Raw genomic sequence first — 22,363 nt, 5'->3', positions numbered from 1 at the left:
CGCACTGAGTTCACGCAAGGAAGCTGGACGTTTTCAGCGGACCCATCCAAAGGAGTGACGGGTGAAGCAGTATGAATCCCTTGCCGGGAAACAGTTGTCGCGGAGACAGTTATTGACAGGATCAGCAGCCCTCGGAGGGCTGGCACTCGCCGGTAGCCTGGCCGGTTGCGGTGGACCAGCCCAAGCTTCGGCGGTCCAAAACATCGATTTTTGGCATCTGCTCTCCGGCGGAGACGGCATCAAGATGCAAGGCATGGTCGACAAAGCCAACCAAGCTAACCCTGGCTTCAAGGTCCATCCCACTGTGCTTGCATGGGGGCCGCCGTATTACACGAAGCTGGCTATGGCTTCGGCAGGCGGGCGGCCACCCGAGGTGGCTATCATGCACGCCAGCCGAGTCCCCGGGTACGCGCCGGGTGGGCTGATCGAGCCATGGGACCTAGGCCTTCTTGAAGAACACGGTGTCACAAGCGCAGATTTCGCGCCGCGGATATGGGAGAAGAGCCAGCAAAACGGCAAGGTCTTCTCCCTTGCCCTTGATTCGCATCCGTTCGTGATGTTTTACAACACCGACATCGCCGGAAAAGCAGGGCTTCTTGGCAGTAACGGCCAGCTCCAGGCGGTCAACTCGCCCCAGGAGTTCGTCGCCATGGCCAAGGAGATGCAGAAAGTGACCAAGGCGCACGGCTTGTCCTTTGGATACCTGGCGCTTGGATCCCAAATGTGGCGGTTGTTCTACACCCTCTACAAGCAACATGGAGCGGACATCGAATTGACGCCCGGTCAGCCCATGAAGGTGGACCGGGATCCGGCCATTGAGTCCTTGGAGTTCATGGCATCGCTCCTGGATGACACCATTGCCGCCAGCAGCGGTGACATCAATACCGCCATCGCCGAGTTCGCGCGCGGTGACTCAGGCATGCTGTTCAGCGGAGTCTGGGAAATCCCCACCATGAAGAAGGCCGGCTTGCCCTTTGACGCGGCTACCATTCCCACTCTCTACGGAACTCCGGCTTCCTACGCGGACTCCCATTCGTTTGTGCTGCCACGCCAGCTCACGGTCAATGACGAGAAGCGTCGGGACGTCTACAAGTTCGTCACCGATGTCCTCAAGGGTTCCCTGTCCTGGGCGGAAGCAGGGCACATTCCTGCCTTCCAGCCCGTGGTCAAGACCCCCGAATACCGGGAACTGACCCCGCAAATCCATTACGCCAACGCAGCGGACATCATCGCCTATGATCCCGAGTCCTGGTTCAGTGGCTCCGGCTCGGACTGGCAGACGTACTTCGGGGAGAACATCCAGAACGTGCTGTTGGGGCGGGACAAGGCCTCCGTGGGCTGGGATGCCTTCGAACGCAGGACCAATACCCTTCTTTCCCGTCCCAACCCGGTCTAACCGGTTCGCGTACCGAGCGACAAAGGAGTCCTTCATGAGTTCAACTACCCTGTCCCGCCGGAGATCCGTGAGCAGGACGCAAAGCAACATCAGTGGATGGGGATTCGCCGCCCCCTTCCTGCTCTTCTTCCTGGTTTTTCTGGTCTGGCCCATTCTTTACGGCTTCTACATGAGCCTCACCGGCAAGTCGTTGACCGGAGCCAACAACGGGCTTATCGGCTTTTCGAACTACACCGAAGCGTTCGGCGACGCCGACATGTGGCATTCGCTGGGCAACACGCTCTACTTCACCGTGATCAGCACAGTTCCGCTGGTCCTCGTGGCGCTGGTGATGGCCGCGCTGCTCAACATCGGGCTTCCGGCCCAATGGCTGTGGCGCCTGTCCTACTTTGCGCCGTACCTCTTGGCGTCCACGGTGGTGTCCCTGTTCTTTACATGGATGTACAACCCCCAACTAGGGCTCTTCAACGACATGCTCTCCAAGGTCGGTCTACCCAAAGTTGCGTGGCTCAACGATCCCAACGTGGCCATGTGGGCAATCGTCATCGCCACCCTGTGGTGGACTGTTGGTTTCAATTTCCTGCTCTATCTGGCGGCCATGCAGAACATTCCGGCCCAGCATTATGAAGCGGCTTCCTTGGACGGCGCGGGTGCTTGGCGACAGTTCTTTTCCATCACGTTGCCCCAGTTGGCACCCACTACGGTCATGATCGTGCTCCTCCAGATCCTGGCATCGCTCAAGATCTTTGATCAGGTCTACCAAATGACGGCGGGCGGTCCCGCGGGATCAACCCGGCCCGTAGTGCAGTACATCTTTGAGACCGGCTTCACCGGTTACCGGCTGGGTTACTCCGCAGCCATTTCCTACATCTTCTTCGGACTGATCCTGGTGGTCTCCATCATGCAGTTCGTCATCACCCGCCGCAGGAGTGCGTAATCATGGCCACACCTACACTCACCCGCACGGCCGCCGGCTCCGCGCAGAGCCTTGGCAACCACAAGCTCCGTCCCGTCCGCAAGAAACCCACCATCGGCCGGATAGCCGCCGTCGCCCTGGCCGCAGTGATCGCCGTCCTGTGGCTGATCCCTTTCGCCTGGGCCACCGTCACCGCGTTCAAGAGCGAGACGGATGCGGCGGCTTCAAAGATCAGCTGGGTTCCGCCGTCGGGCTTTACCTTCGACGCGTTCGCCAAAGTCTTCCAGGACGGCAACATTCCCCTCTGGACCTGGAATTCGCTCTATACCTCGGCGGCCATCACGGCGATAACGCTGGTGATCTCGGCGCTGGTTGCCTACGCGCTGTCGAGGATCGACTTCAAAGGTAAGAGGATGCTGATGACGGTCATCATTGCCTCCATCATCGTTCCGCCGCCCGTGCTGATCATCCCGCTCTTCTACCAGATGTTGTCGCTGAACCTGATCGATACATCCTGGGCCATCATCCTGCCGCAGGTCATCCACCCGGCCATGGTGTTCGTGCTGAAGAGGTTCTTCGACCAGATCCCGCGCGAACTCGAGGAAGCTGCAGTCATGGACGGTGCAAGCCGCTTGCGGATCTTCACCCAGATCATCCTGCCGTTGTCCCGGCCCATCCTGGCCGCCGTCGCAATCTTTGTTTTCATCGGCGCGTGGAACAACTTCCTGTGGCCGTTCATCGCGACCAACGACAGCAACCTGCTCACGCTCCCCGTTGGCCTGCAAACCATCAAGAGCGCCTACGGCATCCAGTACGCGCAAAACATGGCGTCCGCGTTATTGGCGGCGCTCCCCCTGATCGTGGTCTTCCTGTTCTTTCAACGCCAGATCATCAAAGGCATTGCGACGACGGGACTCGCCGGAACCTGACCGGCACCACACGCTTACCACCAGTTTCAGAACACAACCAAGGAGATACTGCACATGTCACGCGCACGGATCACCCTCGATCGCGACTTCACGATCGGCGAAGTACCCCGCCGCCTTTTCGGCTCCTTCGTGGAGCACATGGGCCGCTGTGTCTATACCGGCATTTACGAACCCGGACATCCTGAAGCCGATGAGAACGGCTTCCGCCAAGATGTCCTCAAGCTCGTCAAGGAACTGGGGGCCACCGTTATCCGGTACCCCGGCGGTAATTTTGTTTCCGGTTACAACTGGGAAGACGGCATTGGACCGCGCGAGAACAGGCCGCGGCGGCTGGATGGTGCCTGGCACACCGTGGAGACCAACGCCTTCGGTTTGCACGAGTTCGTGGACTGGTCCAAACAGGCCGGCACCGAAATCATGGAGGCCATCAACCTGGGCACCAGGGGAGTGGAAGCCGCCCGTGAAATCGTGGAGTATGCCAACCATCCCGGCGGGAGCTATTGGTCAGACCTTCGCGCAAAGAACGGCCACAAGGACCCCTTTGGCATCAAGCTGTGGTGCTTGGGCAATGAAATGGACGGGCCATGGCAGATCGGCCACAAGACCGCTGAGGAATACGGCCGCCTCGCCCAGGAAGCCGCCAAGGCCATGCGGTTCGTGGACCCGGACATCGAGCTGGTGGCTTGCGGCAGCTCCAATTCACGGATGCCCACCTTTGGCGCTTGGGAGCAGACCGTGCTCACGCAAGCATATGAAGAGGTCGATTACGTTTCCCTCCACGCGTACTACTTCGAGGAAGAAGGCGACGTCGGCAGTTTCCTCGCGTCCGCCGTCGACACCGATTACTTCATCGAGTCCGTCGTCGCCACGGCGGACGCGGTGCGCGCGAAGGGAAAGCACAAGAAGCACATCAACCTGTCCTTCGATGAGTGGAACGTCTGGTACCAGCGCGGTTTGGACACCGAGGACCAGCCGCACAACGTGATCAAGGCCGGATGGCGCGAGCACCCCCGGATCATCGAGGACAAGTACAACGTCACGGACGCCGTCGTGGTGGGAACGTTGCTCAACTCGCTGCTCCGGCATGGGAACCGCGTCAAGATCGCCAACCAGGCGCAGCTGGTCAACGTGATCGCGCCCATCCTGTCCGAGGAAAACGGGCCGGCGTGGAAGCAGACCATTTTCCACCCCTTCGCACGGATGGCAGAGCTCGCCAAAGGCCAGATCCTGCGGCTCTCCGTGGACTCGGACAAGTACACCAATGCCCGCTTCGGTGACACGGACCTAGTGGACGTCAGCGCGACGTGGAACGAGGAAACGGGGCGGGTGGCTTTGTTCTTCGCCAACCGCGGGTTGGAAGAAGCCGCCGACGTCGAGGTGGCGCTTCGCGGTTTTGACGCCCAGCAGGTGGTACGCGCCGAGGTCCTCGAGATTCCCGACGGCGGCGACCGCTTCACGACCAACGCCCAGGACCAGCCGGGCCGGGTGGGCTTGACGCCGCTGGAAGGCGTGAAGGCGCACGGTTCAGAGCTGCGCCTGACGCTGCCCGCCCTGTCCTGGGCCGTCGTCGAGCTTAATGTGGTGAAAGGCTAGCCCCGCACCCAACTGGGGGACAGCAAACGTCGCAATGAAGGCTTGCTGTCCCCTGGTCGGTTTAAAGCACGACGGCGGGGCTACTTAGATGCTGCAGCCGTCGGGGCCGCAAGCCTCGCCGTCCGAAGCGCCGACAGGGATCAAAGGATTGGCTTCCTGCCACGCCTGGTTCAATGCTTGGGCGAAGAGTTCAGCGGGCTGGGCGCCGGAAATGCCGAACTTGCGGTCGATCACGAAGAACGGGACGCCCGTGACGCCGATGGCCCGGGCCTCATTGATGTCCTCGTTGACGGCGTCGGTGAACTTGTCCGTGGTGAACAGTTCCGCAACCTCGTCGGCGGGCAGTTCCAATACCGCACCAAGCGCAGTGAGGTACTCCTCGCTGCCGATGTCCTTGCCGTGCTCGAAGTGGTCACTGAGCAGGCGTTCCTTGGCAGCGTCCTGGCGGCCATGGGAGGCAGCGAGATGGATGAGGCGGTGGGCCGTGAAGCTGTTGGCAACCACAACAGTGTCAAAACGGTAGTCCAAGCCCTCACCCTTGGCGGTCTCCGTGACGTGGCCAAACATCTGCTTGACTTGCTCAGGGGCCATGCCTTTGCGCTTGCTCAGATAGTCCAGCTCGGTGCCGTCGTAATGCTCCGGGACTGATGGGTCCAGTTGATAGCTCCTCCACTGGACTTCCACGGAATCGCGGTGCGGGAACCGGGCCAATGCGGTCTCAAAGCGACGCTTGCCGATGTAGCACCACGGGCACGCGACGTCTGACCAGATCTCAATCTTCATGGCATCTACAACCCGTCCAGCCGGTACAGCATTCCCAGGGTGGGTGTTATTTTCCTCACCGGCACGGCAAAGTGGAAGGGCGCAACCCCGTTGGAATCAGACCAGGATCAGACTTGGACCAGACCAGGACCAGATTTGGACCAGACCATGGGCCAGCCCCACTGCGAAGGAGACCCACCCGCCATGACAGCTTGGAACGAAGACCCGGTGGCCCAGGCTTCCGTGCCCGGTGCCGTAACCGTCGTCGAGGGTACTTCCTTCTGTATCTCGGGGCCTTCCGGTGACATCCACGGAGGCGGTGCGCAAGGTGCCTACTATCAGGACACGCGGGTCGTGTCGCGCTGGGTCCTGACCGTGAACGGCGCGCCCCGTGAACCATTAACCGGGCGAAACCAGGCTGCCTACCACGCAGAGTTTATCGGGCGGGGCCGGTCAGCCGATGGGAAATTCGATACCCCCTTGGTGGTTCAGCATGAACGGCATGTGGGGCCAGGACTTCGAGACGACATCGTCATCCGGAACTACTCGGCACAGCCTGCCACCTGCCGCATCGACTTAGCGCTCGACGCCGATCTGGAGGACCTCTTCGATATCAAGGGCGGGAACACGGGCAAAGCCGAACCGCCGAAACGCAGCATCGGCCATGAGGTACTGAGTTTCACCTCTGAAGATTCCGACGGGCAACGGCGCGGAGTGACCTTCCAGGCGGCGGGCAGCACGCCAACCGATGAGGGACTCACGTTCCACGTCAGCATCCCGGCCCGCGGTACCTGGACCACCAGCGTCATCGCTACGCCCCTTACCAACGGCGAAAGCCCGGACGAGCCGTTTTCCGCAACAGCACCGCCGGATGGCAGCGTGGGAGTCCGCCGACACCGCGCCTGGGAAGAGCACGTGCCGCGGATATCCGTGACGGACACCAATGTTCAACAGACTTTGGTCCACAGCCAACAGGATCTCGGCTCGCTCCGTATCTTCGACCCCCACCATCCCGGCCGCGTGGCCGTCGCAGCCGGGGCGCCCTGGTTCATGGCGCTGTTTGGACGCGATTCCCTCTTGGCGTCCTACATGTCCCTCATGGTGGACCCCGGGCTGGCGGCGGGAACACTCCAAACCCTGGCCGGACTCCAAGGCAGCAAGGTCGATACTGACTGCGAAGAAGAACCCGGCCGAATTCCCCATGAGGTCCGCCTTGGCACCACCGCTGGGCAGTCGCTCGGCGGGACCGCATACTACGGAACAGCCGATGCCACCCCGCTCTTCGTGGTCCTGGTAGGCGAGCTGAGCCGGTGGGGAGCGGATCCGGAGGTCGTTAATTCGTTGCTGCCCCATGCGGACCGCGCCATTGAGTGGATGGAGAAGTACGGGGATCGCGACGGCGACGGGTTCATCGAGTACCAACGGCCAAACGAACACGGCCTGGTCAACCAAGGGTGGAAAGACTCCCCGGACGGGATCAACTTCGCTGACGGCCGGATGGCTGAGGCCCCCATTGCCCTGGCGGAAGTACAGGCCTACGCCTACGCGGCTTACGTGGCACGCTCATTGCTCGCGAGGGAAGCGGGGGACGCCGCCGTCGAGCGCCGCTGTGCCGAGCGGGCAGCGGCACTGAAGCAAGCCTTCAACGAAAAGTTCTGGCTGTCGGAAAAGGGCTATTTCGCGCTCGCACTGGACAAGAACAAGCAGCCCGTGGATTCCTGTACTTCCAACATGGGGCACTGCCTGTGGGCCGGGATCGTCGATGAGGACAAGGCTTCCCTGGTTGCCGAGCGGCTGATGTCCGCCGAAATGTTCACCGGCTGGGGGATCCGCACCCTCGCCTCGGACATGGGCGCTTATAACCCCGTCAGCTACCACAATGGCTCGGTATGGCCGCACGATACTGCGCTCGTGGCCACCGGCCTGATGCGCTACGGCTTCGTGAAGGAGGCTGGTCAGCTGGCGCTCGGATTGTTCGACGCCGCCAAGCACTTCGGCGGTCAGCTTCCGGAGCTGTTTTGCGGCTTTGGCCGTGACGACTTCTCGGAGCCCGTTCCGTACCCGACGGCGTGTTCCCCACAGGCATGGGCAGCGGCCACGCCGATCCAGCTGGCCCGGGTCCTGCTTCGACTGGACCCGGATTTCACCCGAAACGTCCTCCACCTGGCTCCGATCCTGCCCGAGGAAGTTGGCGAGTTCCAGGCTGATAACGTGCTGCTCGGATCGTCCCGAATCAGCGTCCGGGCGTCGGGTGTGAACGGCAGCGTGGCAGGGCTTCCGAATGGCCTGGATCTGCGCACGGAACCTTGGCTAGAGCTCGTGCTCCATGACGAAGTCGTGCTCCACGGTATTTCCGAGCCTGAATGACTTGGTCCCTACCTTCCGGAAGCCGCTCTTCTCGTAAAACCGGATGGCCTTGGCGTTCTCGCTGTTCACTCCGAGCCACACCACGGAGGCGCCCTTGTCTGCAGCATTAGCCAAGGACGCCCGCATGAGCCGTGCCGCAGCCCCTTTACCGTGATGGTCGGGGTGGACGTAGCATTTGCTCAGTTCCGTAGCGGGGTGTGCCGTGAGGACCGACGCGACGTCGTGGTCGCTGGTCCGTTTGGCTACGAGCATGGTGTAACCCCGGAAGTCTCCGGCGTCGTCGAGTACCAGGACGGTGATGTTCGCGTCGGCGAGGTACTCCTTGAAGTTGCCTTCGCTGAGGTTCCCCTCGACGTGGGCCTCGATGTCCTCCGGCGACGCACCGGGCGGGCACGCCAGCGGAAAGGTGATGGCTGCCAACTCAGCCAGCTTCCCGGCGTCGTGCGCCGTTGCGGTGCGGACGGTTTCAGCCATGTGGTTCCCCCTTGGAGTGTTTCTGCGGGCAATGCGCCTCACCGCATCCTAAGGGAAGTGGCTGTGCGCTGACCCCTATGTTGCTGTGAGGTCTAGCATGCTTGTAGGCAGCAACGCTTATCACGCACGGGTTAGGAATCTTGGGTGGCCGTAGTAGTTGGGTGGATCAGCTTCCCGGTTGGGTTGCTCCTGTTGATTTGGACGTGGACAAGCGTGATCGGCGCTTTGATCGTGCCCCGTCAGCACAAACACAAACTCTCGGCCGCAGCGGCCGTTATCGCCGAGGCAATTTTTTCTGTTGCCCGCAGGCCCATCAAAACGTACAGGAAGCTGGACAGGCTTCTGGCATGGCAAGCGCCGATGCAGTTGTTCATCAGGCTGGGCATGTGGATGATGTTGTTGTATCTTTCCTTCGCGCTGATGCTACTGCCGTTTGTCCAGACCGATCCGTACCGGGCCTTCAGCGAGGCCGGTTCGGCATTGTTTACCCTCGGCTACGCAGCGCCGGACCAACTGGGCAACACAGCATTGGTGTACTCCGGGGCTTTTACCGGTTTGGTGGTCATCGCACTCCAGGTCGGCTACCTCCCCACCCTTTACTCGGCATTCAACCGCCGTGAATCTGAAGTCTCCCTTTTGCTATCACGCGCTGGTTCTCCGGCATGGGGGCCGGAGTTGCTGATCCGGACCAGGTTCGGGCTTTCAACCGTGGACAGCACAGCGGAACTGGGCACGCTCTACGGGACGTGGGAGCGATGGGCCGCGGATGTCGCTGAGTCCCACACCACGTACCTGACCCTTTGCATGCTCCGTTCGCCGCTGCCCGAGTCGAACTGGTTGACCGCCTTGCTCAGTGTCATGGACAGCGCTGCCCTCCAACTCTCCTTGAGCCCGGGTACCGCACCAACACTGCGGGCACGATTGATGCTGCGCATGGGCTTTTCGTGCCTGAACCAGATCGCCGGAGCCCTGTCCATCCCTGTAGTGGAGGACGTGAACCCGGACGACGATACCGAGCTGACGTTCGAGGAGTTCAGCGACGCGGTTCAGATGCTCCGCGACGTCGGCTACCCAGTGGAACACAGTACGGAACGGGCCTGGCCACATTTTCGTGGGTGGCGGTTGAACTATGAATCCGTCGCCTACCGGCTCGCCTATGCCATCGACGCTCCGCCGGCCCTCTGGAGCGGGCCCCGAAGGCTGGCGACCGCCCAGATACCGCCGAAGCGCCCCGCCAACCGGATAGCCAGCGATGCCCGGCCGGAGGATCCTCAGCGGGACCTTCGCGGCCCCATCACCTGACCTTCACCATCGTCGGGCTGCTCGCCTGCGTCACTTGGTCAGATCCATTCCTTGCGCTTGAAGGTCATGTAGAGCGCGGCCGAAGCAAGAACAATGAGGGTCAGTGACAGCCCCAGGCCAAGGGGGGACTGGAAGCCAAGGAACGGGACGTTTTGCCCGAAGAAACCGGTGACGGCGGTGGGGACGGCGATGATTGCGGCCCAGCTGGTGACCTTTTTCATGACAAGGTTCATCTTGTTGCCCTGAATGCTGATGTGGGTTTCAAGGATTGTTGTCACCAGGTCCCGCAGGGACTCTGTCCACTCCGAGACCCTGAGGACGTGGTCGTAGACGTCTTGGAAGAAGGGCTGCATCTCGGGCTCAAGGACGTCCAAGTCCCGCCGGAGGATGGTGTTCAGTACTTCACGCATTGGCAGGACTGCGCGCCGGAGCTGCACCAAGGACTTGCGAAGTTCGAAAGAGCGGCGCTGCAGGTCATGATCGGCCGCGTGGTCGTCAAAGAGGACTTCCTCCAGCGAATCAATCCGGGAATCCAACTCCTGCACTGTTTCGAAATGACCGTCAACAATGAGGTCCAGAAGGCCCCACAGCAGGAATGCGGTTCCATGCAAGGCCAGATCGGGTTCGGCGTCCCAGTGTGCCGTGAGCACTCCGGGGTCCATGTCCGGACCATGCACCGTCACCAGGGCACGCTTGCTGATGAACGCCTTGATCTCCGAGACCTTGAGTTTGCTGGATTGAGTATCCAGTTCAGCGTGATACGTAGCGAGGAAAAGGTGTCCCGGGTAGCGGTCGAGCTTGGAACGCTGGTGCTCGTGGACGGCGTCTTCCACCGCGAGGCGGTGCAGTCCGAGCGCCTTTTCAATGGCTTCCAGATCCTCGGCCGACGGCGAGGTGTAGTCAACCCAGACGGTGGCTCCCTCTTCCTGGATCAGGTCGTCCAGTTCCTCGATCCGGAGATCTTCGCGCTCAATACGTCCATCGCGGTACAGCCTCGTGCGCATCATGGTCCTCATGGTAGGCCACCAACCATGGGCTTGTGTCCGCGAGGGCGCGAGTGTCAGCCTTGGTGTAACTGCGTGACGAAGTGTTCCAAGCGCCTGTCCGGTACCAGCCAGATCAACGCCACCACAGTGTAGACCGCGACTCCGAGCAGTGGGTGCAGGAAAGTGAGCGCGATGCCGGACAAATAGATGAACGGGGACGCTTTGCCTTTCCAGTCCTTACCGACTGCTTGGGCCAGTGCGCCGTCCCGGCCCTGCTGCCGGATGAGCGACTGCTGCAGGACGTAGAACGCAATGGCCGCGCAGAGAAGGTTGAGCCCGTACACCAGAACCGGTACCTGTAAGAAGCCGGACTCGTCCATCCACCGGGTGGTGAACGGGAACAGGGATATCCAGAACAACAAGTGCAGGTTGGCCCACAAAATCCTGCCGTTGACGCGGTCAGCCAGTTGGATCAGGTGGTGATGGTTGTTCCAGTAGATTCCGACGTAACCGAAGCTCAGCAGGTAGCTGAGGAACGTGGGGAGGACCCCCAAGAGGCCGTGCCAGGTCGGTTCATCCGGCACCCGGAGTTCCAGGACCATGATGGTGATGACGATGGCCAAGACACCATCACTGAAGGCTTCAAGGCGGTTCTTGTTCACGCAACAACTTCCGTGTCGGCCGCGTAAGCCAGGCCGATTTGACGGCGGATTTCGTCCATCGCGGCCATGATCCCGACCGTTTCTTCCGGGGGCAGCATGGAACCGGCCGTTTCTCCGGCCCGGACCAGCCGTTCCAACTCCGCGGCCTGGTACTGCATGCCCCGGCCGGTGACCGGCTGGTCGTAGCGTTCCAGCACCTCCCCGTCCCCGGAGAAAACCGTAAAGGGAACGGGCATGTACCACGTGTGCTCGATGTCGATATAGCCTTCGGTGCCCACCACCATGGCGCGGTTGGCGCTGGCTGCGTCGAGATCGCAATCCACGATCGCTTGGGCACCGTTGGCGTAGTTGAAGACCGCCGCAGTTTGACGGTCGACGCCGGTGGCCGTCATGGAGGCACTGGCATCGATGGTTTCCGGGGCGCCGAGGATGTCGAAGGCAAAGGAAATCGGATAGACGCCCAGGTCCAGCAGCGCACCTCCGCCCAAGGCAGGATTGTTCAACCTGTGCAGTGGGTCCTTGGGCAGGCGCTGGTTGTGGCTGGCGACCACTTTCCGGATCTCCCCGATGGTGCCTTCGCGGATGATTTCGCGGATGCGGATCATGTGGGGGAGGAACCGCGTCCACATTGCTTCCAGGGCCACCAGGCCCTTGGACTCAGCGAGGTCAGTGATCTCGCGGGCCTCCCGGGCATTCATGGTGAAGGACTTTTCCACCAAGACATGCTTTCCGGCGTTGAGGGCCAAAAGCGCGTTGTCGCGATGGAAGGGGTGCGGAGTGGCCACGTAGATGACATCCACTTCGGGGTCCGCCGCCAGGTCCTCGTAGCTCTGGTGCGCGGTGGCAATACGGAACCTGTCGGCGAACGCCCTGCTGGATTCCACAGAGCGCGAGCCCACAGCCTGCACGGTGAAACCGTTCTCCACGAGATCCCGCGTTTGTGCCCCTGCAATGAAACCGGTGCCAAGGATTCCCCAACGGATGGGAGTCTCGGATGGAATTCTCACGTGTTATTCCTCTGTTGGGCCGGCAGCTTCATTCAGCCAGCGGGTATGCCACGAACGCGAAGCGCTCCGAATCCGGCGACCAGCTGTTGACGTTGAGGGTACCTTGGCCGCCGAAAAGTGGCCATTCGTGCAGCGGAGTCTTCCAGTCACCTGTTGAAACAAGTACGACGTCGACACGCAAGTCCGCGGGATGGCCCTTGGTTCCGCTGGGGAACCGGATGTAAGAAGCGTAGTGCCCATCAGGGGAGAGGTGCGGGAACCAGTCCACAGTGGTGCTTTCAAGGAGACGTTCGAAGCCCGTTCCATCGGTCCGGAGCCGGGCCAACTGGGCATGGCCGGCCGCCGTCGAGAAGGACTCGGTGTTCAAGTAGAGCCATTGTCCGTCTGGTGAGTATTCGGGACCGTCGCAGTGGCCGGTGCCGACGTCTACCATGGTGGCGGGGCCGCCGTCGGAGTTCATGGTCATGAGCCGCCCGGGCTTCGTGAAGTCTCCCGCCTCGATCCCCACATAGGCAAGCGCCTTGCCGTCGGGACTGACACCGTGGAGGAAGTGGAAGGAGCCGTCGTCGCCTGTGATGCGCGTGGCGGCCCCTCCCTGCAGGGAAGCCCTGTAGATGTGACCATCGTTGGCGGAGAGGAAGATGCGTTCGCCGGCCGGTGCCAGGACGTGGTCGTTGTTGAGGTCCTGGACGCCCGTCAGCGGAACTTCTGCGGGTTCACCACCTGAAACGTCCAGCGTCCACAACTTCCCGCCCCCGTTGAGGACAAGTGCTGCACCGTCGAGGGTCCAGTTCGGGGCTTCGAGGAGAAGCTCGTCGGTGCTGTACACGAGATGGGACTCTCCGGTCACCGACGCGATCCACACCTCGCAGCGCTGACTTGCTTGAAGGGTGCGGATCACGTTGGTGTTAGTCCTTGGTGTTGAAGGCGGCGTCGAAGCTGGTTTGTGAGGCGGGGAAGTCGAATTTTTTGAGGGCGGCGAGGGCTTCGGGTGCTCCGTGGAGGCGGTCCATGCCGGCGTCTTCCCATTCGATGCTGATCGGCCCGTTGTAGCCGATCGCGGTGAGGGCGCGGAAGGAGGATTCCCAGGGGACGTCGCCGCGTCCGGCGGAGACGAAGTCCCAGCCGCGGCGGGGGTCGCCCCAGGGCAGGTGGGAGCCCAGGACGGTGTTGCGGCCGGTGGGGCGGAGCTTGGTGTCTTTGCAGTCCACGTGGTAAATCCGGTCTTTGAAGTCCCAGATGAAGGAGACGGGGTCGATGCCTTGCCACATCATGTGGGAGGGGTCCCAGTTCAGGCCGAACGCTTCCCGGTGGCCGATCGCTTCGAGGGTCCGGACGGTGGTCCAGTAGTCGTAGGCGATCTCGCTGGGGTGGACTTCGTGGGCAAAGCGGACCCCGTTTTCGTCGAAGACGTCCAGGATGGGGTTCCAGCGGTCGGCGAAGTCCTGGTAGCCGGCGTCGATGACTTTTTCGGGGACGGGCGGGAACATGGCGACGTACTGCCAGATCGCGGAACCGGTGAACCCGACCACGGTATCCACGCCCAGGGCGCGGGCGAGGCGGGCGGTGTGTTTCATTTCTTCGGCGGCGCGTTGGCGGACGCCTTCGGGTTCCCCGTCGCCCCACACGCGGGATCCGACGATCGCTTCGTGGCGGAAGTCGATCGGGTCATCGCAGACGGCTTGGCCTTTGAGGTGGTTGGAGATGGCCCAGACCTTCAGGTTGTACTTTTCCAGGATCGCGAGTTTGGATTCGACGTAGCCGGGTTCGTCCCAGCGCCAGGCGTCCAGGTGATCTCCGGAGACGGCGATCTCCAGGCCGTCATAACCCCAGCCCGAGGCCAGGCGCGCGACTTCCTCGAAAGGCAGATCGGCCCACTGACCGGTAAACAAGGTATACGGGCGGGACATGTCAGACTCCTTCGGCGGTGCTGCTGCTGGACAGTTGGATCAGCGAGCTTTTAGCCGCGGCGGATTCTTCGATGGCGGCCAGGATGTGTTGGACGTTCAGGCCTTCTTCGAACGACGGCGACGGCGTTTCCCCGGAAGCGATGGCGGTCAGGAAGTCCCGGATTTGGTGGGTGAACGTGTGTTCCCAGCCGATGATGTGGCCTTGGGGCCACCAGGCTTGGAGGTAGGGGTGGTCGGGTTCGTTGACGAGGATCCGGCGGAAACCCTGTTCCCGGACAGGGAGGGTGGCGTCCAGGAACCCGAGTTCGTTCAGGTTCTCGAGGTCAAAGAGGATGGTGCCTTTCTCGCCGTAGATTTCCAGGGCGAGGGAGTTTTTCCGGCCCGTGGCCACCCGGGAGACTTCCACCGAGGCGATCGCTCCGGAGGCCAGGGTCAGCGTGGCCCAGGCGGCGTCGTCGACCGTGACATCTTCCAACCCGCCGGCAGGGCTGTCCGGGCCGGGGCGCCGGTCCACGAAAGTGTGGAGCCGGCCGGTGACCTCCGTGACGGCGTCCCCGAGGAGGAAAAGCACTTGGTCGATGGCGTGGGAGGCGATGTCCCCGAGAGCTCCCGAGCCGGCGGTTTCTTTGCGCAGCCGCCAGGTCATGGGGGCTTCGGTGTCGGTGAGCCAGTCCTGCAGGTACGCTGCCCGGACGTGCCGGACGGTGCCGAGGCGGCCTTCAGCGATCAGTTCGCGTGCCAGCGCCAGGGCCGGGACGCGGCGGTAATTGAAGCCGATCATGGACTGCACGCCTTTGGTCCGGGCTTTGGCCGCGGCCGCGGTCATGAGTTCGGCTTCGGCCAGGGTATTGGCCAAGGGTTTTTCCACCAGCACGTGCTTGCCGGCTGCCAGTGCCGCGACGGCGATCTCGGCATGCATCCAGCCCGGGGCGCAGATATCGATGATATGGATATCGTCCCGTTCGATGACCGAGCGCCAGTCCGTGGCGGACTCGGCCCAACCATACCTGGCCGCGGCTTCCGCCACGGCCGTGGCGTCCCGGCCCACGAGCACTTTCTGCTCGAAGGCCGGGACATCAAAGAAGCTGGCCACGTTCCGCCACGCATTCGAATGAGCCTTCCCCATAAAGGCGTATCCAATGGCAGCCACACCCAACGGGCCGGAAACCTGGCTGTTAGCGGGGCGGGACGCCGGAGGTTCGGACGGGGCGGCTTCGTGATCCAGCATCAGGTGCGTCCTAGAGGGTAGCGGCGGTCGGGTCCCAGTCAGCGGGCAGCGGAGGAGCTGCGACCGCAGTACTGGCCAAATCGATGAAGGTTCCGGTCTCGATGGATTCGGCGATCGAAACCATGGCATCGAGTACGTGGTAGGCCAGCTGTCCCTGGGCCCGGTGCGGAACACCGGCTCGGATAGCGCGGGCCATTTCCAAGACGCCGGTACCACGGGAGGACGTCGATCCGACGGCGGAAATGACCTCCGGCTCCGACGCGCCACGGCGGGTCAGCAGGATATCGCCGTCGAACATGTTCGGATCCGGGAAGGCGATGGTGGCTTCGGTCCCGTTCACCTCGACAAAACCAGTCCGCTGCAGGTTCGAGTCAAAGCTGAAGATGCTCTGGGAGGACTCGCCTCCCTCAAACTGGGCAATCGCGCTCACGTGGCTGGGCACCGTGACGTCGAATTCCTCGCCGGCCTTGGGCCCGGAACCAATAACCCGCTTCTGCCGGGAGACGGACCCGAGGGCCGCCACCTTGGCGATGGGACCAAAAGTCTGGATGAGCGTGGTCAGGTAGTAAGGGCCGATGTCGAACAATGGTCCGGCGCCCTCTTGGAACAAGAACGCAGGATTCGGGTGCCAGGATTCCGGCCCGGGGGACTGCATCAGCGTCAACGCGGTCAGCGGGACGCCGATCCCGCCTTCGGCGATGATGCGCTGTGCGGTCTGCAGGCCAGCGCCCAGGAACGTGTCAGGCGCACAACCGAGGCGGACGCCTGCCGCATCAGCGGCTTTGAGCAGCGCGAGGCCGCTTTCACGGTCCAGCGAGAACGGCTTTTCGCTCCAAACGTGCTTCCCGGCATTGGCGGCAGCGGTAGCAACCTCCACGTGGGCTGCCGGGGTGGTCAAGTTGACCACGATTTCGACGTCGGGATGCGTCAGGGCTGCCTCGACGCCGCCGGAGGCAGCGATGCCGAACTCGGCGGCGCGGGCTGCGGCAGCGTCCTCGAACATGTCTGCCACGACGTGGACTTTCACGTCAGGGAAGCTGGTGAGGTTGGTGAGGTATTCCTTGCTGATCACGCCGGCGCCGATGATGCCGATGCCGACGGGACCCGTGCGCGGGGTAGTTGTCTTTTCCATTACTTGCCTGCCTTCAGGTACGCCAATGAATCGCTGACGGCGTCGAAAATGTCTCCGTTAAAATCATCCAGCTCCACGACGCCGGCCTCGAGGTTCTTTGCGGCCTCGATAACGTCCCAGATGGGCATCTGGCCGGAGCCCACGGCAACCTGGTCTTTGTCCACCTTGGTGAGCGGTCCGTCCTTGATGTGGATAAAGCGGACCCTGTCCCCGAGCCGTTCCAGCAAGGCAACAGGCTCTTCTCCGCCGACGGCGGCCCAGTAGGTGTCAACTTCGAGCACCACCCGGGGATCTAGGTTCTCAGCCAGAACCTCGAGTGCGGACCGGCCGTTGATCCGGTTTTCGAGCTCGAACTCGTGGTTGTGGTAGCCGACAGCGATGCCGTATTCGGCACCCTTGGCCGCAGCTGCATTCAGTGCCTTGGCCGTTTCTTTGATATCCGCCTCTGTGGTCCACTGGGCGGCGTCGACGTGCGGATCGATGACCGTTCCGATGCCGAGCTTCTGCGCGGCCTGGAAGATTTCCTCCTGGTTGGCGCGGAGCAGTGGCGCATGTCCCGACGGTGCAGTGAGCCCGTTCATGCTCAAGGCGGTGGCCAATGCGTCGGCGTTGGCCACGAAGTTGTAGGGTTCCACCGCGGTGAAGCCCAGCTCGGCCACCCGCTTAACGGTGCCTTCCAGATCTTCTTCCAAGGGGCCGCGGACGGTGTAAAGCTGTAGGGAGTAAGTCACAGGTTCTCCTGGCATAGATGCTTTCGGCCCAAGGCCGATCCCGGCAGTTGCTGGCTCTTGCGCAGCGATTCCTTATTGCGGACCGCCGCATCAGTAAAGCTAGAACAGCTTTTGCCGACAGTCAAGCAAAAGTTATGGCTACTTTGGCGCAACGGTGATTGTGACAGGAATAAGCCCCCGTGCTTTTATTGATCCATGTCCAATCCGCCGGTCACTGAGCTGCAGTCCGCCCGTATTCCCGCGTCTGCCGCTTCTGTCGCGTCGGCGCCCGGACAGTCCCGGACGGGAGAACTTTTCCAACTACTGCGTGACGGCCGTGCACGCACGCGCGCTGAGCTCGCGGAAATGACCGGACTGGCAAGGTCGACTGTCGCAGCCCGTGTTGACGCCTTAACGTCGCTGGGCCTCATAGCGCCGGCCGGTGAGGCGTTCTCCTCAGGCGGCCGACCGCCGTCGCGTTTTGCTTTCCAGCCCTCCGCACGTGTGGTGATCGCCGTCGACGTCGGAGCCACGCACATCCTGGTTGCCGCGACCGATCTCAGCGGCCGTGTCCTGGCTGAGTCACGGGTGGAAATGGAGGTGTCGGCCGGACCGGAAGCGGTGCTTGACCTCGTCGTCGGGCTCTGCCGCACGCTGCTGGCCCAGACGGGACGGGACGCGCGCGAGCTGGCCGGGATTGGAATCGGTTTGCCGGGCCCGGTGGAACATTCCAGCGGGAAGCCTGCCAACCCTCCGATCATGCCTGGCTGGGACGGCTTCGACGTGCCCCACTACATCCAGCGCAGTTTCGATACCCACGTTGTGGTGGATAACGACGTAAACATCATGGCATTGGGGGAGCGGGCTTTCTTTTGGCCTGACGTGGACAGCCTCCTCTTCATCAAAGTTGCCACGGGCATTGGCGCGGGCATCATCGGCGGCGGCCTGCTGCAACGAGGTGCTGACGGTACCGCGGGCGACATCGGCCATGTGCGGGTGCCCCGCGGGGACGGTGTCCTCTGCCGATGCGGCAACTACGGTTGCCTGGAAGCGCTGGCCTCCGGACCTGCCGTGGCCGTCGCGCTCACCGCTGACGGAGTGCCGGCGGCAACCGGTGAGGACGTCCTCGAGCTTGCCCGTCGAGGCAACCTCAAAGCCATCCAAGCTGTGCGCCAAGCGGGCCGCGACGTGGGAGACGTACTCGCAACCTGCGTCAGCTTGCTCAACCCCTCGGTGATTGTTATCGGCGGCGGCTTGGCTGCCGGCGGAGAGTACCTCCTGGCTGGCGTGCGCGAGGTGGTCTACCAGCGTTCCTTGCCGCTCGCCACTGCCCGGCTTCGGATCGTCCAGTCGATGGCGGCGGACGAGGCCGGCGTGCTCGGCGCCAGCCGGATGGTTGTCGACGACGTCCTGTCGCCAGCGAGCATCGAAGCCCTCCTGGAAAAGGCCTAGCCTCTCGGGCGTTGCCCTTGTCCGGCGTCCGCCTTAGCACTTGCGTGCCCATTTCCCGTCGCGCTCTCACTGCACCAAAAATTCTTTGCCATCTGATTCAAAACTTTTGATTGACTAACGACATAAGTTCAATTAGCTTTGTGGAAAGTCCGGAGGCCGGACTCTCGATGCGCATCTGCGAATCTCAGACAAGGAAGTCATGAAGTGAAATTTCGTACCCTTGCTGCTACTGCTGCCATTGCGGCGCTAGCACTTACGACAGCCGCCTGTGGCGGTAACAACAACTCTTCTTCCCCTTCTTCCGCGGGATCCTCCGACTCTTCAGGATCGGGCGGAACGCTCACATACTGGGCCAGTAACCAGGGCACCAGCTTGGACAATGACAAGCAGGTCCTGACTCCCCAACTGGAGAAGTTCACCCAGCAGACCGGTATCAAGGTCAACCTGGAAGTCATCGGCTGGAATGACCTCCAGACCCGCATCCAGACGGCCGTCACCTCAGGCCAGGCGCCCGACGTCGTAAACATCGGTAACACGTGGGCGGCTTCGCTGCAGTCCACCGGGGCCTTCATGCCCTTCGATGATGCGGCGTTCAAAGCCATTGGTGGCAAGGACAAGTTCGTCAAGACCGCCATGGATACGGGCGGAGTGGCCGGCCAGGATCCGACCTCGGTTCCCGTTTACGGTCTGGCCTACGGCCTCTACTACAACAAGGCGATGTTCTCCGCTGCTGGTTTGACCCCGCCGAACAACTGGGAAGACCTCGTTACGGATGCCCAGAAGCTGACCACCGGCGGCAAGTACGGCTTTGCGCTGGCCGCGGGCAGCTACACGGAAAATGCACACTTCGCCTTCATCAACGCGGCCCAGAACGGTGCCGACCTCTTCGACAAGGACGGCAAGCCGACCTTCTCCTCCGATGGAGTAGTCAACGGGATCCAGCGCTTCCTGGACCTGATGCAGAAGGACAAGGTCGTCAACGTCGCCAACGCGCAGTATGACAACGGGACCAAGGCAGTCAACGACTTTGCCACCGGCAAGGTAGCCATGATCCTGAACCAGAACAATGCCGATAACTCCATCGTCGCCAACGGCATGACCAGCGACAAGTACGGCGTCGTTCCGTTCCCGGCACCTTCGGATGCCAAGTCCCAGGTTGCCAGCCACGTTGCAGGCATCAACTTGTCCATCTTCAAGAACACCAAGAACAAGGACGCTGCACTGAAGTTCGTCAACTTCATGACCAGCGCCGAGACTCAGACGGCACTCGACAAGCCGTTCTCGGCCCTGCCCGTACTCAATGGAGCCACGCCCAACTTCACGGACAACGCCGCTGAAGCGAAGACGTTCGCGGACATTTACTCCACCAAGTCCAAGCCGCTTCCGTTGGTACCGGCAGAGGACCAGTTCGAGAGCACCGTTGGCAAGGCGATGAACCAGATGTTCGCCAAAATTGCCTCCGGTGGAACCGTCAGCACCGATGACATCCGCACCGCCATGAAGACGGCGGAGCAGCAGGTCGCAGCCGCCGGCTAGCGCCAACTCGGGTGGTGCCGGAAACCCCGGCACCACCTGCCCGGCCCGCCCGCCCTACAGAAAGGTCAGTTCCGTGGCTGCTGCAACGGCACCCCCTAGCACTACCGAGGCCCCTCCGAAGTCCGAGCTTAAACAGCGCCGCCCACGCCCATCGGGCTGGTGGTTGCCCTACGCCCTGCTGGCGCCTGCCATCGTTTTCGAAGTGGTCATCCACATCATTCCCATGGTCACGGGAATCTGGATGAGCTTCCTCAAATTGACCAAGGCTTTCATTTCGAATTGGGGCAACGCGCCCGTCATCGGCACCAAGAACTATGAAGTTGCCCTGGACTTCAATGGAGCGGTCGGATCGGCTTTGCTTCAGTCCTTCCTGGTTACGTGCGCCTTCACTCTCTTGGTGGTCGGGATCTCATGGGCGCTGGGCATGGCGGCTGCCGTGGCCCTCCAAGGGAAATTCCGCGGCCAAGGCTTCTTCCGGACACTCTTCCTGGTTCCCTATGCGTTGCCGATGTACGCCGGCATCATCGCCTGGAAGTTCATGCTGCAGAAGGACACCGGCGCGGTCAATCACTTCCTTTATGACAACCTCCACTTGGGCGGGGACAAGCCGTTCTGGCTGATCGGCGATAACTCCTTTGTCTCCATCGTGGTGGTAGCCATTTGGCGGCTTTGGCCCTTCGCCTTCCTGATGCTGATGGCAGGGCTTCAGTCCATCCCCACTGACGTCTATGAGGCGTCCGCCGTTGACGGGGCCAAGCCCTTCCGGCAGTGGCGGTCCATCACGCTCCCCATGGTTCGGCCCGTGAACATGGTGCTCCTGCTGGTGATGTTCCTGTGGACATTCAATGATTTCAACACGCCGTTCGTCCTGTTCGGCAATGCCCAACCACCTGCCGGGGACCTGATCTCCTTCCACATCTACAACGCGTCGTTCCTCACGTGGAACTTCGGCTCGGGTGCGGCCATGTCCGTGATGCTGCTCTTGTTCCTGCTGCTGGTCAGTGGAATCTACTTGCTTGTTTTGAACCGGAGGTCCCAGCGTGCGTGAAACCAGTGGAATTAAAGTATTCCGAGTTATCGTCATCGCGCTTCTGACGATTTTCACGGTGGTACCTGTCTACGTCATGATCACCTCGGCGCTGAAGCCCCTGTCGGACGTTCAGGGCGCCTTCACCTGGTGGCCGACGTCGGTAACCATCGCCCCGTTCATTGACATGTGGCAGACGGTGCCGCTGGCATCGTATTTCGGCAACAGCGTCATCGTGGCCGGAGCCGCGACCATCCTGAGCTTGATCATCGCCGTCTTCGCCGCCTACGCGATTTCCCGTTACCGTTTCCTCGGGCGAAACATCTTCTCCACCGCCGTGCTGTCCACCCAGATGTTCCCGGGTGTGCTCTTCCTGCTGCCGCTGTTCCTGATCTTCGTGAACATCAACTCATCGGTGGGGATCCAACTTGTCGGGACCCGTGCAGGCTTGGTCATCACTTACTTGACGTTCTCCTTGCCGTTCTCCATCTGGATGCTCGCGGGCTACCTGGACGGTATTCCCCGGGACCTGGATGAGGCCGCCAAGGTGGACGGCTGCGGGCCGATGGGCGCCCTTTGGCGGGTGGTGCTTCCGGCGGCGCGTCCGGGACTGGTGGCTGTTGCTATCTACAGTTTCATGACCTCGTGGGGCGAAGTCCTCTTTGCATCCGTCATGACAACGGATGCCAACCGGACCTTGGCCGTCGGTTTGCAGCTGTACTCCACGCAGACCAACGTCTATTGGAACCAGATCATGGCAGCGTCGCTGGTGGTCAGCGTCCCGGTCGTCGTCGGCTTCCTATTGCTGCAGCGAAACTTCGTGGCGGGCCTCACAGCCGGCGCCGTGAAGTAAAGGACCACACGCGGGCATACCAACCGGAGGAGTTTCAGAGTTTCTGTCACACTGCGTCCGCGCTGGAGGCCTGTGATAGCAATGGAACTGATGAAATCGTATTTATGTCCGCTGACCGAAC

Annotated in this window: 20 protein-coding genes; 10 read left to right on the top strand and 10 right to left on the bottom strand. The window is 61.9% G+C overall.

Going from position 1 to position 22,363, the window contains the following annotated elements:
- Positions 1-61: 61 nt before the first annotated feature.
- Genes SB659_RS10235 through SB659_RS10220 form a run of 4 tightly spaced genes read left to right on the top strand, consistent with a single transcriptional unit; the run spans position 62 to position 4,834 of the window.
- Positions 62-1,396, top strand: a complete 1,335-nt coding sequence (locus SB659_RS10235) for an extracellular solute-binding protein (RefSeq protein ID WP_410550317.1) — start codon at positions 62-64, stop codon at positions 1,394-1,396.
- A gap of 34 nt (positions 1,397-1,430) precedes the next feature.
- Positions 1,431-2,333: a carbohydrate ABC transporter permease gene (locus tag SB659_RS10230; RefSeq protein ID WP_410550316.1), complete on the top strand. Its 903-nt coding sequence runs from the start codon at positions 1,431-1,433 to the stop codon at positions 2,331-2,333.
- Between the two features lie 2 nt (positions 2,334-2,335).
- Positions 2,336-3,241 carry a carbohydrate ABC transporter permease gene (locus tag SB659_RS10225; RefSeq protein ID WP_410550315.1) on the top strand — a complete coding sequence of 302 codons (906 nt, stop codon included), beginning with the start codon at positions 2,336-2,338 and terminating at the stop codon, positions 3,239-3,241.
- 54 nt (positions 3,242-3,295) lie between these two features.
- The gene (locus tag SB659_RS10220) at positions 3,296-4,834 is read left to right on the top strand and encodes an alpha-N-arabinofuranosidase (RefSeq protein WP_410550314.1); all 1,539 of its coding nucleotides are present in this window, start codon (positions 3,296-3,298) and stop codon (positions 4,832-4,834) included.
- An 84-nt stretch (positions 4,835-4,918) separates the two neighbouring features.
- Here the strand turns inward: SB659_RS10220 and SB659_RS10215 are convergent, their stop codons facing one another.
- Positions 4,919-5,617 carry a DsbA family protein gene (locus tag SB659_RS10215; RefSeq protein ID WP_410550313.1) on the bottom strand — a complete coding sequence of 233 codons (699 nt, stop codon included), beginning with the start codon at positions 5,615-5,617 and terminating at the stop codon, positions 4,919-4,921.
- Between the two features lie 183 nt (positions 5,618-5,800).
- Between SB659_RS10215 and SB659_RS10210 the strand changes: the two genes are divergently transcribed.
- Positions 5,801-7,963, top strand: a complete 2,163-nt coding sequence (locus tag SB659_RS10210) for a glycogen debranching N-terminal domain-containing protein (protein WP_410550312.1) — start codon at positions 5,801-5,803, stop codon at positions 7,961-7,963.
- Here the strand turns inward: SB659_RS10210 and SB659_RS10205 are convergent.
- Positions 7,907-8,437: a GNAT family N-acetyltransferase gene (locus SB659_RS10205; RefSeq protein ID WP_284979157.1), complete on the bottom strand. Its 531-nt coding sequence runs from the start codon at positions 8,435-8,437 to the stop codon at positions 7,907-7,909. The two genes, SB659_RS10210 and SB659_RS10205, sit on opposite strands and share 57 nt — an antisense overlap.
- 144 nt (positions 8,438-8,581) lie before the next feature.
- Here SB659_RS10205 and SB659_RS10200 point away from each other — a divergent pair, with 144 nt between their 5' ends.
- Positions 8,582-9,739, top strand: a complete 1,158-nt coding sequence (locus SB659_RS10200) for a hypothetical protein (RefSeq protein ID WP_284979156.1) — start codon at positions 8,582-8,584, stop codon at positions 9,737-9,739.
- 38 nt (positions 9,740-9,777) lie between these two features.
- Here SB659_RS10200 and SB659_RS10195 read toward each other — a convergent pair whose 3' ends face one another.
- From SB659_RS10195 to SB659_RS10160, 8 genes are read right to left on the bottom strand one after another with little or no spacing between them, the layout of a single operon-like run.
- Positions 9,778-10,746 (bottom strand): magnesium transporter CorA family protein, encoded by a 969-nt coding sequence (locus SB659_RS10195; protein ID WP_410550311.1) that lies wholly within the window; start codon positions 10,744-10,746, stop codon positions 9,778-9,780.
- Between the two features lie 53 nt (positions 10,747-10,799).
- The gene (locus tag SB659_RS10190) at positions 10,800-11,387 is read right to left on the bottom strand and encodes a TMEM175 family protein (protein WP_284979154.1); all 588 of its coding nucleotides are present in this window, start codon (positions 11,385-11,387) and stop codon (positions 10,800-10,802) included.
- Positions 11,384-12,394 carry a Gfo/Idh/MocA family protein gene (locus SB659_RS10185; protein ID WP_410550310.1) on the bottom strand — a complete coding sequence of 337 codons (1,011 nt, stop codon included), beginning with the start codon at positions 12,392-12,394 and terminating at the stop codon, positions 11,384-11,386. Before SB659_RS10185 ends, SB659_RS10190 begins: the two co-directional genes overlap by 4 nt.
- 28 nt (positions 12,395-12,422) lie before the next feature.
- On the bottom strand, positions 12,423-13,295 hold the full coding sequence (locus SB659_RS10180) for a TolB family protein (protein ID WP_284979152.1): 873 nt from the start codon (positions 13,293-13,295) through the stop codon (positions 12,423-12,425).
- Positions 13,296-13,302: 7 nt separating this feature from the next.
- The gene (locus SB659_RS10175; protein ID WP_284979151.1) at positions 13,303-14,304 is read right to left on the bottom strand and encodes a sugar phosphate isomerase/epimerase family protein; all 1,002 of its coding nucleotides are present in this window, start codon (positions 14,302-14,304) and stop codon (positions 13,303-13,305) included.
- 1 nt (position 14,305) lies between these two features.
- The gene (locus tag SB659_RS10170) at positions 14,306-15,532 is read right to left on the bottom strand and encodes a Gfo/Idh/MocA family protein (RefSeq protein ID WP_284979150.1); all 1,227 of its coding nucleotides are present in this window, start codon (positions 15,530-15,532) and stop codon (positions 14,306-14,308) included.
- 10 nt (positions 15,533-15,542) lie between these two features.
- Complete coding sequence (locus tag SB659_RS10165; protein WP_284979149.1) at positions 15,543-16,664, bottom strand: Gfo/Idh/MocA family protein; 1,122 nt, start codon at positions 16,662-16,664, stop codon at positions 15,543-15,545.
- Entirely contained in the window at positions 16,664-17,395 is a 732-nt protein-coding gene (locus SB659_RS10160; protein WP_410550309.1) for a sugar phosphate isomerase/epimerase family protein, read from the bottom strand. Before SB659_RS10160 ends, SB659_RS10165 begins: the two co-directional genes overlap by 1 nt.
- 195 nt (positions 17,396-17,590) lie before the next feature.
- Between SB659_RS10160 and SB659_RS10155 the strand changes: the two genes are divergently transcribed.
- From SB659_RS10155 to SB659_RS10140, 4 genes are all read left to right on the top strand, one after another.
- Positions 17,591-18,826 (top strand): ROK family transcriptional regulator, encoded by a 1,236-nt coding sequence (locus tag SB659_RS10155; RefSeq protein WP_410550308.1) that lies wholly within the window; start codon positions 17,591-17,593, stop codon positions 18,824-18,826.
- Positions 18,827-19,030: 204 nt separating this feature from the next.
- Positions 19,031-20,362: an extracellular solute-binding protein gene (locus SB659_RS10150; RefSeq protein WP_284979146.1), complete on the top strand. Its 1,332-nt coding sequence runs from the start codon at positions 19,031-19,033 to the stop codon at positions 20,360-20,362.
- Positions 20,363-20,435: 73 nt separating this feature from the next.
- Positions 20,436-21,410: a carbohydrate ABC transporter permease gene (locus SB659_RS10145; protein WP_284975697.1), complete on the top strand. Its 975-nt coding sequence runs from the start codon at positions 20,436-20,438 to the stop codon at positions 21,408-21,410.
- Positions 21,403-22,242, top strand: a complete 840-nt coding sequence (locus SB659_RS10140; RefSeq protein WP_284975696.1) for a carbohydrate ABC transporter permease — start codon at positions 21,403-21,405, stop codon at positions 22,240-22,242. The genes SB659_RS10145 and SB659_RS10140 overlap by 8 nt, the downstream gene beginning before the upstream one ends.
- Positions 22,243-22,363: the final 121 nt, after the last annotated feature.

Source organism: Arthrobacter sp. SIMBA_036, assembly GCF_046535135.1.
GTDB lineage: Bacteria > Actinomycetota > Actinomycetes > Actinomycetales > Micrococcaceae > Arthrobacter.
Note: the sequence above shows the minus strand (reverse complement) of the source record. Positions and strands in the feature narration are given on the sequence as shown.